General features: G+C 62.3%; 12 protein-coding genes and 1 pseudogene. 11 read left to right on the top strand and 2 right to left on the bottom strand.

Annotation, left to right across the window (positions count from 1 at the left end; all coding sequences use genetic code 11):
- Positions 1-197 precede the first annotated feature (197 nt).
- Entirely contained in the window at positions 198-566 is a 369-nt protein-coding gene (locus tag PG879_RS00665; protein WP_210556017.1) for a VOC family protein, read from the bottom strand.
- A 533-nt stretch (positions 567-1,099) separates the two neighbouring features.
- On the opposite strand from PG879_RS00665, the gene amt reads away from it, so the two are divergent.
- The 4 genes from amt (at position 1,100) to PG879_RS00645 (ending at position 5,061) form a co-directional block, all read left to right on the top strand.
- Positions 1,100-2,527 carry an ammonium transporter gene (gene amt / locus PG879_RS00660; protein WP_010673021.1) on the top strand — a complete coding sequence of 476 codons (1,428 nt, stop codon included), beginning with the start codon at positions 1,100-1,102 and terminating at the stop codon, positions 2,525-2,527.
- A 231-nt stretch (positions 2,528-2,758) separates the two neighbouring features.
- Complete coding sequence (gene rlmD, locus PG879_RS00655; RefSeq protein ID WP_039039940.1) at positions 2,759-4,111, top strand: 23S rRNA (uracil(1939)-C(5))-methyltransferase RlmD; 1,353 nt, start codon at positions 2,759-2,761, stop codon at positions 4,109-4,111.
- A gap of 188 nt (positions 4,112-4,299) precedes the next feature.
- Positions 4,300-4,809 (top strand): GNAT family N-acetyltransferase, encoded by a 510-nt coding sequence (locus PG879_RS00650; protein ID WP_210556020.1) that lies wholly within the window; start codon positions 4,300-4,302, stop codon positions 4,807-4,809.
- Positions 4,810-4,890: 81 nt separating this feature from the next.
- Positions 4,891-5,061, top strand: a complete 171-nt coding sequence (locus PG879_RS00645) for a DUF5363 family protein (protein WP_167418745.1) — start codon at positions 4,891-4,893, stop codon at positions 5,059-5,061.
- Here the strand turns inward: PG879_RS00645 and tppF are convergent.
- A pseudogene (gene tppF / locus PG879_RS00640) lies at positions 5,030-5,634 on the bottom strand (type IVa pilus pseudopilin TppF). The gene PG879_RS00645 and the pseudogene tppF sit on opposite strands and share 32 nt — an antisense overlap.
- Before the next feature lie 40 nt (positions 5,635-5,674).
- On the opposite strand from tppF, the gene PG879_RS00635 reads away from it, so the two are divergent.
- The 7 genes from PG879_RS00635 (at position 5,675) to deoD (ending at position 12,893) form a co-directional block, all read left to right on the top strand.
- Complete coding sequence (locus PG879_RS00635) at positions 5,675-6,463, top strand: TatD family hydrolase (protein ID WP_161653085.1); 789 nt, start codon at positions 5,675-5,677, stop codon at positions 6,461-6,463.
- Positions 6,464-6,676: 213 nt separating this feature from the next.
- The gene (locus PG879_RS00630; protein WP_039039944.1) at positions 6,677-7,951 is read left to right on the top strand and encodes a NupC/NupG family nucleoside CNT transporter; all 1,275 of its coding nucleotides are present in this window, start codon (positions 6,677-6,679) and stop codon (positions 7,949-7,951) included.
- Between the two features lie 123 nt (positions 7,952-8,074).
- Positions 8,075-8,245, top strand: coding sequence for a XapX domain-containing protein (locus tag PG879_RS00625; protein ID WP_010673027.1), 171 nt, complete (start codon positions 8,075-8,077; stop codon positions 8,243-8,245).
- A gap of 387 nt (positions 8,246-8,632) precedes the next feature.
- Entirely contained in the window at positions 8,633-9,406 is a 774-nt protein-coding gene (gene deoC, locus PG879_RS00620; RefSeq protein WP_039039946.1) for a deoxyribose-phosphate aldolase, read from the top strand.
- An 82-nt stretch (positions 9,407-9,488) separates the two neighbouring features.
- Complete coding sequence (gene deoA, locus PG879_RS00615; RefSeq protein ID WP_270829602.1) at positions 9,489-10,820, top strand: thymidine phosphorylase; 1,332 nt, start codon at positions 9,489-9,491, stop codon at positions 10,818-10,820.
- 14 nt (positions 10,821-10,834) lie between these two features.
- Entirely contained in the window at positions 10,835-12,043 is a 1,209-nt protein-coding gene (locus PG879_RS00610; RefSeq protein ID WP_039039948.1) for a phosphopentomutase, read from the top strand.
- 133 nt (positions 12,044-12,176) lie between these two features.
- Entirely contained in the window at positions 12,177-12,893 is a 717-nt protein-coding gene (deoD, locus tag PG879_RS00605; protein WP_005341325.1) for a purine-nucleoside phosphorylase, read from the top strand.
- Positions 12,894-12,930 lie beyond the last annotated feature (37 nt).

Below are 12,930 nucleotides of genomic sequence, written 5' to 3'. Positions count from 1 at the left end.
GCGGTGCGAAGAGGTGTACCCACAGACCCACAGACCCACAGACCCACAGACCCACAGACCCATAGACCCACAGACCCACAGACCCACAGACCCACAGACCCACAGACCCTCAGACCCTCAGACCCTCAGACCCTCAGACTCTCAGACCTTCAGACCCACAGGCTCTCGGGCCATCAACCTCTCGGACTGCCATCCCCTCAGTCGATGTTCTGCGCGATGCGCCACAGCACGCCTGAGGGGTCGTACAGACAGAACTCCTTCATGCGCCACGGCTGGGTGACGAGCTCCGTGACCCTGACGCCATAGCGGCGGGCAAGCTGGCTCGTTGTCACCTGCTCCTGCCAGGCGGCCACGTCCTCCACCAGGAGGTGCATCATGAGCTGCTCGGCCAGCCCCGGGGGGTTGCCATCCTGCAGCAGGAAGCTTGCGTTGCCGAGATGAAAATAGGCCACGCCGTCGCCATCGGAGGCCAGGGTAAAGCCGAGATCCTGATAGAACTGCTTTGACAGTGTGAAATCCCGGGCAGGCACGAAGGCCTTGATTTCGGTCACGTTGAGATTGGGCATGGGCTCCTCGCGGCGCTGGGAACAGGGGAGGATGGCTTGCCAGTATGACCGGGCATTTCGGGGCAGGCCAGACGAATGGCGCGCGTTTGCACTCTTAAAGTGCTTGTGCCCCTCGGATGGGGGGATATTGGCCGTCAGCCTCATTTGATTTCACCATGGTATGGCCCATTTCATTTATTTCATAAATACCTTAGCGGGATAGGTAAGCCTGCCAGGGTGACATCACCACGGGTTCGCCCCGTCATTGTGAGGTGGTTGGGTCATCCTGGTGCATTTTCCCGGCAATGCACAGCCAAAGTGCGATTTTCCCCCTGTAACCGGGCATCGTGCGCCAAGATGGTGCGTGTTGAATGTGATAAAAACATAACTCCATGAAATAAAAGAATTATTTTTCTTGGCCTGCTTTATGCTTTCCCCATGTTATGTCGCCATGATGTCTCCGTGAGCCACACAGGTGCGGTGGGCAGGTGGCCAGGTTGGAAATGCATATCAGGAAATGGACCCGGATGCCGGGACGACAAGGAGAGGGCTGTATGTTCAAGAGACTCGTAATGACTGGCCTGCTGGCGCTGGCCGCCACCATGGCCGCCCCGGGCTGGGCCGAAGAGGTGGCCGCGCAGGCCGATGTGGTACAGGCGGCCGCGACCGTGACCATCAACAAGGGGGACAATACCTGGCTGATGGTGGCGGCGGCCCTGGTGATCCTGATGTCCGTGCCGGGCCTCGCCCTCTTCTACGGCGGCCTGGTGCGCGCCAAGAATATGCTGAGCGTGCTGATGCAGGTGTTCACCCTGTTCTGCCTCATCACCGTCCTCTGGGTGGTCTACGGCTACTCCCTGGCCTTCACCGAGGGCGGCGCCTTCTACGGCTCCTTCGACAAGGTGCTGTTGATGGGGGTGACGCCGGATTCCATCGCCGCCACCTTCAGCAAGGGGGTCGGGATCAGCGAGTTCATCTACGTGGTGTTCCAGGGCGCCTTTGCCGCCATCACCTGCGGGCTCATCGTCGGCGGCTTTGCCGAGCGGATGAAGTTCTCGGCGGTGCTGCTGTTCGCGGTGATCTGGTTCACCTTCGCCTATATCCCGATGGCGCACATGGTGTGGTACTGGGCGGGTCCGGATGCCTACACGGATGCGGCCGCCGCCGAAGCGGCCGGTGCCACCGCAGGCTATCTGTTCCAGCACGGCGCTCTGGACTTCGCCGGCGGCACCGTGGTGCACATCAACGCCGCGGTGGCCGGTCTGGTAGGGGCCTTCATGGTGGGCAAACGGGTTGGCTATGGCCGTGACCCCATGACCCCCCACAGCCTGACCATGACCATGATCGGTGCCGCCCTGCTGTGGTTCGGCTGGTTCGGCTTCAACGCTGGCTCCTCCCTCGAAGCCAACGGCACGGCGGCCCTGGCCTTCGCCAACACCTGGATCGCACCGGCCGCTGCCGCCCTCTCCTGGACCTTCGCCGAGTGGGCGATGAAGGGCCGTCCCTCCCTGCTTGGCGCTGTCTCCGGTGCGGTGGCGGGTCTGGTCGCCATCACCCCTGCCGCCGGTTTCGTCGGTGTGGGGGGCGCCCTCATCATCGGCCTGCTCAGCGGTGTGGCTGGTCTGTGGGGCGTGCACGGTCTCAAGCGTCTGCTGGGGGCCGATGACAGCCTGGACGTGTTCGGCCTGCACGGGGTGTGCGGGATCCTGGGTGCCGTGCTGACCGGGGTGTTCGCCAGCCCGGATCTGGGCGGCACCGGGGTGTGGGACTATGTGACCAACCAGGTGGCCGAGGGGTACTCCATCCTGGCCCAGGTCAAGGTACAGGTCATCGGCGTGGGGGTGACCGTGGTCTGGACCGCCCTGGTCTCGGCCGTGGCCTACAAGCTGGTGGACCTGCTGATCGGTCTGCGGGTGAAGGAAGATGCCGAGCGCGAAGGGCTGGACGTGACCAGCCACGGCGAGAAAGCCTACAGCCATTGATCCTGCTGCCATGAATGTCATACCGCCGGCCCCGCCCGGCGGTTTTTTTATTGGGGCGAGGTGGCCAGGCTGCCCGGACCGGGCCGCTGGTGGCCGGGGTCGCTATTTGTGTTTGCGGGGTCTTTTATGCCTGCATTTTGGGCGGATCTCCGCTAAACTCTGCCACCCTTTATTCGGGGTCGCCGGGTCTGCCCCGTCGTCACCCTCTCTTTCATGCCTTCGGAGCCGCTCATGCCGTTAGTGGGACACCAACATCAGATCGATATTCTGGAACTGACCGACAAGGGGGATGGCAAGGGTCGCCTGTTCGATCGCCCCCTGTTTGTCGAGGGTCTGCTGCCCGGTGAGCAGGCGCTGGTCGAGTTGACCGAGGTCAAACCGAACTACCTGCACGGCAAGCTGGTCGAGTTGACCCAGCCCTCTGCCGATCGGGTGGCCGATTTTTGCCCCAACACCGAATGTGGTGGCTGCCAGGTGCGCCCGCTGGCCTATCCGGCCCAGCTTGCCCTCAAGCAGAGCCTGGTGCAGAGCGCACTGGAGCAGGTCGGGCTGGGTGAGGCCGTGGTCAACCCCATCCTCGGCATGGAGACGCCGTTTGCCTACCGCAACAAGGCCCAGTACGCGGTGCGTGGCAGCGAGGCGGGCGCCGAGATCGGCTTCTACCGCAAGCACTCCCATGACCTCATCACCGCCGATGATTGCGCGGTGCAGGACTCCCTGCACGTGGAGCTCAATGCCCGGGTACGCAACTGGATGCGCGAGCACGACATCGCGGCCTATGACGAGGTGGCCCACACCGGCTGCGTGCGCAACCTGATGACCCGCAAGGGCTTCAAGAGCGGCGAGCTGATGGTGGTGCTGGTGACCCTGGGCGAAGCGCTGCCGTTCGAAGCCGAGCTGCTGGCGGCCCTGGCGGATCTGCCGGTCACTACTCTGGTGCAGAACATCAACGAGGCGCGCACCAACCGCATCCTGGGTGACAAGAACCGGGTGCTGCTGGGCAGCGGGGTGATCCGCGACAAGATCCACGAGCTCGAATTCGAGATCTCGCCCCTCTCCTTCTTCCAGAACAACCCGAGCCAGACCGACGTGCTCTACTCCAAGGCGCTGGAGTATTGCGAGCTGACCGGCAGCGAGACGGTGTTCGACATCTATTGCGGCATCGGCACCATCTCCCTGTTCCTGGCAGGCAAGGCCGCCAAGGTGGTGGGGATTGAGTCGGTGGAGAGCGCCATCAGCGACGCCCGTCGCAATGCGGCCCTCAACGGCATCGAGCAGACCGAGTTCCACGTGGGCAAGGCGGAGCAGCTGATGCCTGCCCTGCATGCCGACGGGGTGAGTGCCGACGTGGTGGTGATGGATCCGCCCCGCAAGGGCTGTGACAAGGCGGTATTGCAGACCCTGGTGGCCATGGCGCCGCGCCGTCTGGTCTATGTCTCCTGCAACCCCCAGACCCTGGCCCGGGATCTCGCCTGGCTGGTCAAGCAGGGCTTCGTGCTGGACGAGGTGCAGCCGGTGGACATGTTCCCGCACTCCATGCACGTGGAAGCCGTTGCTCGCCTGAGCCTGCCAGCGAAGGCCTGATCGTCGCTCGGGATCTTCCCCTCGCACGATGCAGGTGGAAGCGGTCGCCTGCCTGAGCCTGCCAGCGAAAGCCTGATCGGGCCGAGGGCGTGGCGTTAGCCAGATGGCTCTGATAAAAACGACTCCTGAGGGAGTCGTTTTTTTTATGGTCGTGGTCGGCAGAACCACCAGGCAGGGAGGTCGGCGTGATGATTCGTATGGCAGGGGTGGAGGATGCGGCGGTGCTGGACAGCTTCTTCGGGCAACTGGACAGGGAGACCCGCTTCATGCTGTATGAAGCGGGAGAGCGCCCCTCGGACATAGCGGGGCAGCGCAGGCGGCTCGAGGCCATGGTCGCGGCCCCCAATCAGGCCATGTGGCTGCTGGAGCTGGCGGGGGAGGTGCAAGGGTTTGCCGCGCTCCTTGGTGGCGGCCTGGCACGCAACCGCCACTGCGCCCTGGTGGTGATGGGGCTGCGTTCGGGGGCGCGCGGGCAGGGATGGGGGGAACGGTTGCTGCGTACCCTGATCGCGACCGCGAGGGATCTCGGTATCCACCGGCTGGAGCTGGGAGTGATGGCCCACAACGAGGTGGCCCACGCCTTGTATCGCAAGTGCGGGTTTGTGGAGGAAGGGGTGAGACGGCAGGCCTATCGGCTGGACGAGGGCTATGTGGACGAGATTTCCATGGGGCTGCTGCTGCCGCTGGACAGGCCATGACGCCGCTGGCCCCGAGATGCTGGTCTGGGGAGTTGGATTGGGGCAGGCTTGTGGGGAAACCATCGAGACAAGGAGGCGCCCATGAAGGGGATATTGCTGCGTTGGCTGGCTCGCTACGATGCCTGGTGCCAGGAGTGGGGACTCACACCGGAGAACCGGCGCTGCTGCGCGCCGGTACGACATGATGAAGACGAGAAGCGCCCGGAGAAGGGCGACGACCTCACTGGAACTGGCGAGTCACGGCGCCAGTGACGCTGTTGTAGTCGAACGAGAGCCCGTCGGGGTATGCCGGGAAGCGGCCCACGGAGCTGCGCAGGGTATAGCGGCAGTTGTCGTGACGAAGGGCGCCGTCAGCCTGAGCGTCTGCCGGGATGAGCCGGGAGATGTAGTCACTGTCTGAATCCTGGTGCAACTCATCGGCCACCGTCAGATCGGTATCGAGCAGGGCGCCAAACAGGCTCTCGCAGTCGTCCCGGCTGCTGACGGAGATCTGATCGCTGTCGCCACCGGGGAAGACGGTATCGGGCCCCTGACCTCCTTGGTGCCCACCGGCCAGCCATGGCTGTTGATGTCGAGATCCTGCCTGCCCATGCCGCTAAAGTTGTAGAGTGCCAGGGGCTCCCCCTTCACCTTGACCGCCCAGCCGGCGTGGGCGAGCCGGGCGGCACTGGCAAAGCTGCCCGCCGTGGACGAGACGCTGCTCTTGAGCCCGTCGTCCTGGATGTTGATGAAGCGGGGCAGGGCGGTCACGGCCAGGATCCCCAGCACGATGATGACCAGCACCAGTTCTATCAGGGTAAAGCCTCGGGAAACGTGTGTTGGCATGGAATGAACCCATTGAGTACGACAGACAGGTAAGCGCGACATGGAATTGATAGACACCCACTGCCACCTCGATTTTCCGGTCTTTGACGCCGATAGGGAGGCGCTGCTGACCCGGTGGCGCCAGCTGGGGGTGGGCGAGTATATCATCCCCGCCGTGGGAGAGGAAAACTGGGGGCGGGTGATGGCGCTGGCCGAGCGCCACGACGACATCCGCTATGGCCTGGGGATCCATCCCTGGTATGTGGGCAAGCAGCCTCGGGATGCACTGACCCGGTTGGAGACCCTGCTGGCGAGTCGGCCCCGTGGGCTGGTGGCCGTGGGGGAGTGCGGGTTGGATCTGCGCTCCCATGTGCCGCAGGAGGGGCAGGTCGAGATGTTCGAGGCGCAGGTGCGGCTGGCCATGGCGCATGAGCTGCCCCTCATCGTCCACTCGGTGCGTGCCAACGACACGGTCGCCAAGATCCTGCGGCGCTTCACTCCGCCACAAGGGGGGGTCATTCACGCCTTCAGCGGCTCCCTGCATCAGGCGGAGGTGTTCTGGCAACTGGGTTTCAGGCTGGGGATCGGGGGGGTCATCAGCTATGAGCGCGCCAACAAGACCCGGGAGGCGATACGCCAGATGCCGCTGGAGGCCTTGCTGCTGGAAACCGACGCTCCCGACATGCCGCTGCAAGGCCAGCAGGGAGAGGTGAACACGCCGGCCAGCCTGCCGACCATAGCCCGCTTGTTGGCACAATTGCGGCAGCAACCGCTGGAGGATGTTATTTCGGTGTTACATGACTCCACCCGGCGGCTGTTCCCCCCAGGAAATCATGAAATTAACATTTGATTATCAAATGATGACCGAGTGATAAAAAACAGGACCCATAAAAATCGTTTGCGGTCTAATTAAACGATGTTCAGGCCGTTTGTGGCTTATAAAATGTGACCAGTATTCTATTTTGTCGCACCGTAATTAGTATAATGCGCACCCTTGATTAGCGGCTTCAATACACAAATCGTTAACAAGCTGGCAGGTGCTACTAAAGAGGAAGTGTTAATAATGAATCTGATAATGGGTCTGGTAGGGATGGCGACGCTCGTCCTGATTGCGGTGCTGTTCTCCAGCAACCGCAAGGCAATCAAAATTCGTACCGTAGGTGGCGCCTTTGCCATCCAGGCCGGTCTGGGGGCCTTCGTGCTCTACGTGCCGGTCGGTCGTGACATCCTGGTGGGCGTGTCCGACGCCGTCTCCAGCGTCATCGGTTATGGCCAGAACGGCATCGAATTCCTGTTCGGTGGTCTGGTTGGCAACAAGATGTTCGAAGTATTCGGTGGCGGTGGCTTCGTCTTCGCCTTCCGCGTCCTGCCCGTCATCATCTTCTTCTCTTCCCTGATCGCGGTACTCTACTACCTCGGCATCATGCAGTGGGTGATCAAGCTGCTGGGCGGCGGTCTGCAGAAGGTGCTGGGCACCTCTCGTACCGAATCCCTCTCCGCCACTGCCAACATCTTCGTCGGTCAGACCGAAGCCCCGCTGGTGGTACGTCCCTTCATCTCCAAGATGACCGACTCCGAGCTGTTTGCCGTCATGTGTGGTGGTCTGGCTTCCGTTGCCGGCTCCGTGCTGGCCGGTTACGCCTCCATGGGCGTCAAGATGGAATACCTGATCGCCGCCTCCTTCATGGCTGCCCCGGGTGGTCTGCTGTTCGCCAAGCTGCTGGTACCGGAAACCGAGACCCCGAGCTACGACGAGAACACCGCAGAAGGTGAGCTGGACGACAAGCCTGCCAACGTGATCGACGCTGCCGCCGCCGGTGCCTCCGCCGGTCTGCAACTGGCCCTGAACGTGGGTGCCATGCTGCTGGCCTTCATCGGCCTCATCGCCATGATCAACGGCATCTTCTCCGGTGTGGGCGGCTGGTTCGGTTACCCGCAACTCTCCCTGGAGCTGCTGCTGGGCTGGCTGTTCTCCCCGCTGGCCTTCCTGATCGGCGTGCCCTGGAGCGAAGCGGTCGTGGCCGGTTCCTTCATCGGTCAGAAGCTGGTGGTCAACGAGTTCGTGGCTTACCTGAACTTTGCCCCCTACCTGAAGGATGAAGTGCTGATCAACGGTGTGGCCATGTCCGAGCACACCAAGGCGATCATCTCCTTCGCCCTGTGCGGCTTCGCCAACCTGTCCTCCGTCGCCATCCTGCTGGGTGGTCTGGGCTCCATGGCACCGAACCGTCGCGGCACCATCGCCAAGTTCGGTCTGAAGGCCGTGCTGGCAGGTTCCCTGTCCAACCTGATGTCTGCGACCATCGCAGGCTTCTTCCTGGCGCTGTCCGGCATGTAACATCGCCTGACTGACAGGATAAAGACGAACGCCACAGCGATTTGCTGTGGCGTTCTCGTTTGGGGTGGTGACAACCGTTTTCCTGTCAAGACTAATAATAAAGTGAGTCAAATCGGAGGTTCTATGAATGAAGTGCTACTGGCTATGGCGGCCGGCTTTATCGTTGGGGTGTTGTTTTCTTTCCTCAAGTTGCCGATACCGGCGCCGCCCGTCCTCTCCGGCGTCATGGGGATCGTGGGGGTCTATCTGGGGGGCATTGCCTACTCTTGGATCCTGACCCGCTTCTTCTCTTAAGCGCCTTCCAGCGCTGGATTTGCCGGGTGTGAGGTACCTCTGAAATTGGCAAATCCGGCTTGCAAACACGGGGTATCTCGGCTGAAATAGGCGATGCCAGCAGGGTGCTGGCATTGACTAATGCCCGGTGAATCCGGGTGTTGGCGGTCAAATGGAATTGATTGGGAAGTCGGGTCTGCGTAGTCGGCCTTTCTCAAGTCTTCATGGAACCAAGTCCGCACTTTTGTAAGAAAGTGACAGGGCTCTTGCCTTATTTGCAGCCGTATTGCCTGTGCATTTGCGCTGCAATTCCATATCCCGTTGCTCCGGGAACGTCTCTGCCGACCCTTGGTGTTCGGTGAAGCCGATCGCGGGTGATGGGGCTTAACAAGACTTTGGAGACATAGCATGACTGATCTGAAAGTGGCCGCCCAACGCGCCCTGAACCTGATGGACCTGACCACCCTGAACGATGACGACACCGATCAGAAGGTGATCGACCTGTGCCACAAGGCCAAGTCTCCGGCTGGCCTGACCGCCGCCGTCTGCATCTATCCCCGTTTCATTCCCATCGCGCGCAAGACCCTGCGTGACATCGGCGCTGCCGACGTGCGCATCGCGACCGTGACCAACTTCCCCCACGGCAACGACGACATCGAGATCGCCGTGGCCGAGACCCGCGCCGCCGTGGCCTACGGTGCCGACGAGGTGGACGTGGTCTTCCCGTACCGCGCCTTCATGGCCGGCAATGAACAGGTCGGCTTCGATCTGGTCAAAGCATGTAAGGAAGCCTGCGGCGCCAAGGTACTGCTGAAAGTGATCATCGAGACCGGCGAGTTGAAGGAAGAGGCGCTGATCCGTCGCGCCTCCGAGATCTCCATCGACGCCGGTGCCGATTTCATCAAGACCTCCACCGGCAAGGTGCCGGTGAACGCGACCCCTGAAGCGGCCCGTATCATGATGGAAGTGATCAAGGCCAAGAACCCGAAAGTGGGCTTCAAGCCGGCCGGTGGCGTGAAAGACGCCGCCGTGGCGGGTCAGTACCTGGCCATGGCCGAAGAGATCCTGGGCAAGGACTGGGTATCCGCCCGCACCTTCCGCTTCGGCGCCTCCAGCCTGCTGGCCAGCCTGCTGGCGACCCTGGGGCATGGCGACAAGCCTGCCAATACCAGCGGTTACTAAGCGGCGGCAGGGGGCGGTGCGCCGCCCCCTTCCGGATCTGGTTCGGTCTGTGTTCGTGCACTGTGCACGGAGGGAATGAAAGATGTTTTTGCCTCAAGAAATTATTCGCAAGAAGCGCAACGGTGAAGCGCTCAGTACCCAAGAGATTCAATTCTTCGTTCAGGGCATTACCAACAACACCATCGGCGAGGGGCAGATAGCGGCCCTGGCCATGGCGGTCTACTTCAAGGACATGACCATGGATGAGCGGGTCGCCCTGACCTGCGCTATGCGCGACTCCGGCATGGTGCTGACCTGGGATCACCTCAACCTGGGCGGCCCCATCGTCGACAAGCACTCCACCGGCGGTGTGGGTGACGTCGTCTCCCTGATGCTGGGCCCCATGGTCGCTGCGTGCGGCGGTTTCGTGCCCATGATTTCCGGCCGTGGTCTCGGCCACACCGGCGGTACCCTCGACAAGCTGGACGCCATCCCCGGCTACCAGACCTCGGTCGACAACGACCGCTTCCTGAAAGTGGTGAAAGAGGCGGGTGTCGCCATCATCGGCCAGACCGGCGATCTCGCCCCGGCGGACAAGCGTATCTATGCGGTACGGGACATCACCGCCACCGTCGAGTCGATTGCCATGATCACCGGCTCCATCCTCTCCAAGAAGCTTGCCTCCGGGCTCGAAGCCCTGGTAATGGATGTGAAGGTGGGCTCCGGCGCCTTCATGCCGACCTTTGAAGCCTCCGAGGAACTGGCCAAGAGCATCGTCGCCGTGGCCAACGGTGCCGGCTGCCGTACTTCAGCACTCTTGACCGACATGAACCAGGTGCTGGCCTCCAGCGCCGGCAACGCGGTGGAAGTGCGCGAGGCGGTGCGCTACCTGACCGGTGAGTATCGCAACCCGCGCATCCACGAAGTGACCCTGGCCCTGTGCGCCGAGATGCTGATCTCCGCGGGGCTTGCGAGCGACGAGCAGGACGCCCGTGCCAAGCAGCAGGCGGTGCTCGACAACGGCAAGGCCGCCGAGATCTTCGGTCGCATGGTGACCGGCCTCGGTGGCCCGGCGGACTTCATGGAGCGTTATGACGCCTACCTGCCCAAAGCCGCCATCGTGCGCCCCATCTACGCGGCCCACAGCGGATTCGTCACCGCGATGGATACCCGTGAACTAGGCCTGGCGGTGGTCGCCATGGGGGGCGGTCGCCGCGCCGCCGCCGACAAACTCGATTATGCCGTCGGTCTGACCGACTTTATCCGCCTGGGTCAGAGCGTCGATGCTGACAAGCCGCTCGCCCTGATCCACGCTCAGACAGAAGCTCAATTTGCCGAGGCTGCCCGCATGGTGCAGGCTGCCGTGAAGATCGGCGACACCCGACCAGAGGCGCTGCCCGAGGTTTACCGTCGCATCGGTCTGGCTGATTTGTAACAAGGGGAAGTCCCATGAAACGTACCTTTATTCTGATGATGGACTCTTTCGGTATTGGTGCTGCCGCCGATGCCGACAAGTTCGGCGACGTGGGTGCCAATACCCTTGGCCATATCGCCAAGGCGTGCGCCGCCGGTGAGATCGAGGGCCGTGGCGCTCTCAACCTGCCAAACCTCAGCAAGCTGGGTCTGGGCCACGCGGGCGAACTCGCCAGCGGCACCTTCCCGGCCGGACTGAACAAGGATGTCGAGGTGATCGGTGCCTACGGCTTTGCCCAGGAGCTCTCCTCCGGCAAGGACACCCCGTCCGGTCACTGGGAGATTGCCGGCGTGCCCGTCTTGTTCGAGTGGGGTTACTTCCATGACCACCACAACAGCTTCCCGCAGGAGCTGCTGGATGCCATCGTCGAGAAGGCCGGTCTGCCCGGGTATCTGGGCAACTGCCACGCCTCCGGCACCCAGGTGCTGGACGATCTGGGCGAAGAGCACATGCGCACCGGCAAGCCGATCCTCTACACCTCTGCCGACTCCGTGTTCCAGATTGCTTGCCACGAAGAGACCTATGGCCTCGAGAAGCTCTATGAGCTGTGCCACATCGTGCGCGAGCTGCTGGAGCCCTACAACATCGGCCGCGTCATCGCGCGTCCGTTCGTGGGCAGCGGCAAGGGCAACTTCAAGCGCACCGGCAACCGCCACGACTACTCCGTGCTGCCGCCGGCACCGACCGTGCTGGACTACATGAAGGAAGCGGGTGGCCAGGTGGTCTCCATCGGCAAGATCGCCGACATCTATGCCCAGCAGGGCATCACCAAGCAGGTGAAGGGGACCGGTCTGACCGAGCTGTGGGACAGGACTCTGGAAGAGGTGAAAGCGGCCGGTGACCAGACCATCGTCTTCACCAACTTCGTGGATTTTGACTCCTCCTACGGTCACCGCCGTGATGTCAAGGGCTACGCCGATGCGCTGGAGTACTTCGACTCCCGCCTGCCGGAGCTGTTCGACCTGCTGCAGGATGGCGACGTGGTGGTGCTGACCGCCGACCACGGCTGTGACCCGACCTGGAGTGGTACCGACCACACCCGCGAATACATTCCGGTGCTGTTCTACGGCAAGCCGGTCAAGGCGGGCTCCGTCGGTCGTCGCGAGACCTTCGCCGACATCGGCCAGAGCATCGCGGCCTACCACGGCCTGCCCAAGCTGCAATACGGTACCAGCTTCCTGTGATGGTGACCCCGGGCCGGTTCGCCTGCCCGGGGTGCCACAGGGCCCCGGTTTCCTGTAATGTACCGCCGCCGCGCAGGCAGCGGACAATCCATAAAGACAATAAAACTCAACCTAGTGTGAAGGAATAAAGAGAATGGCAACTCCTCATATCAATGCGAAAGATGGCGCCTTTGCTGATACCGTGCTGATGCCGGGCGACCCCCTGCGTGCCAAGTACATCGCCGAAACCTTCCTGGAGAACGTCGAGCAGGTGTGCGACGTGCGCAACATGTTCGGTTTCACCGGCACCTACAAGGGTCGTCGCATCTCCGTCATGGGCCACGGCATGGGCATCCCGTCCTGCTCCATCTACGCAAAAGAGCTGATCACCGACTACGGCGTGAAGACCCTGATCCGCGTGGGCTCCTGCGGTGCCGTGCGTGAAGACGTGAAACTGCGTGACGTGGTGATCGGCATGGGTGCCTGCACCGACTCCAAAGTGAACCGTCTGCGCTTCAAGGACCACGACTTCGCCGCCATCGCCGACTTCGACCTGGTGGCCAATGCCGTTCAGGCCGCCAAGAACAAGGGCGTGGCCGTGCGCGTGGGCAACATCTTCTCCGCCGATCTGTTCTACACCCCGGACCCCTCCATGTTCGACGTCATGGAAAAATACGGCATCCTGGGTGTCGAGATGGAAGCCGCCGGTATCTATGGCGTGGCCGCCGAGTACGGTGCCAAGGCGCTGACTATCTGCACCGTCTCCGACCATATCCGTACTGGTGAGCAGACCACCTCCGAAGAGCGTCAGCTGACCTTCAACGACATGATCGAAATCGCGCTGGACTCCGTCCTGCTGGGTGACAACTGATCCCCCTCGCGCATAAAAAACGGCGGCCCTCGGGCCG

The sequence above is a fragment of the Aeromonas sp. QDB63 genome, assembly GCF_027707425.1.
In the GTDB taxonomy this organism is placed as follows: Bacteria; Pseudomonadota; Gammaproteobacteria; order Enterobacterales; family Aeromonadaceae; genus Aeromonas; species Aeromonas caviae.
This window is presented reverse-complemented; position numbering and strand designations above follow the sequence as displayed.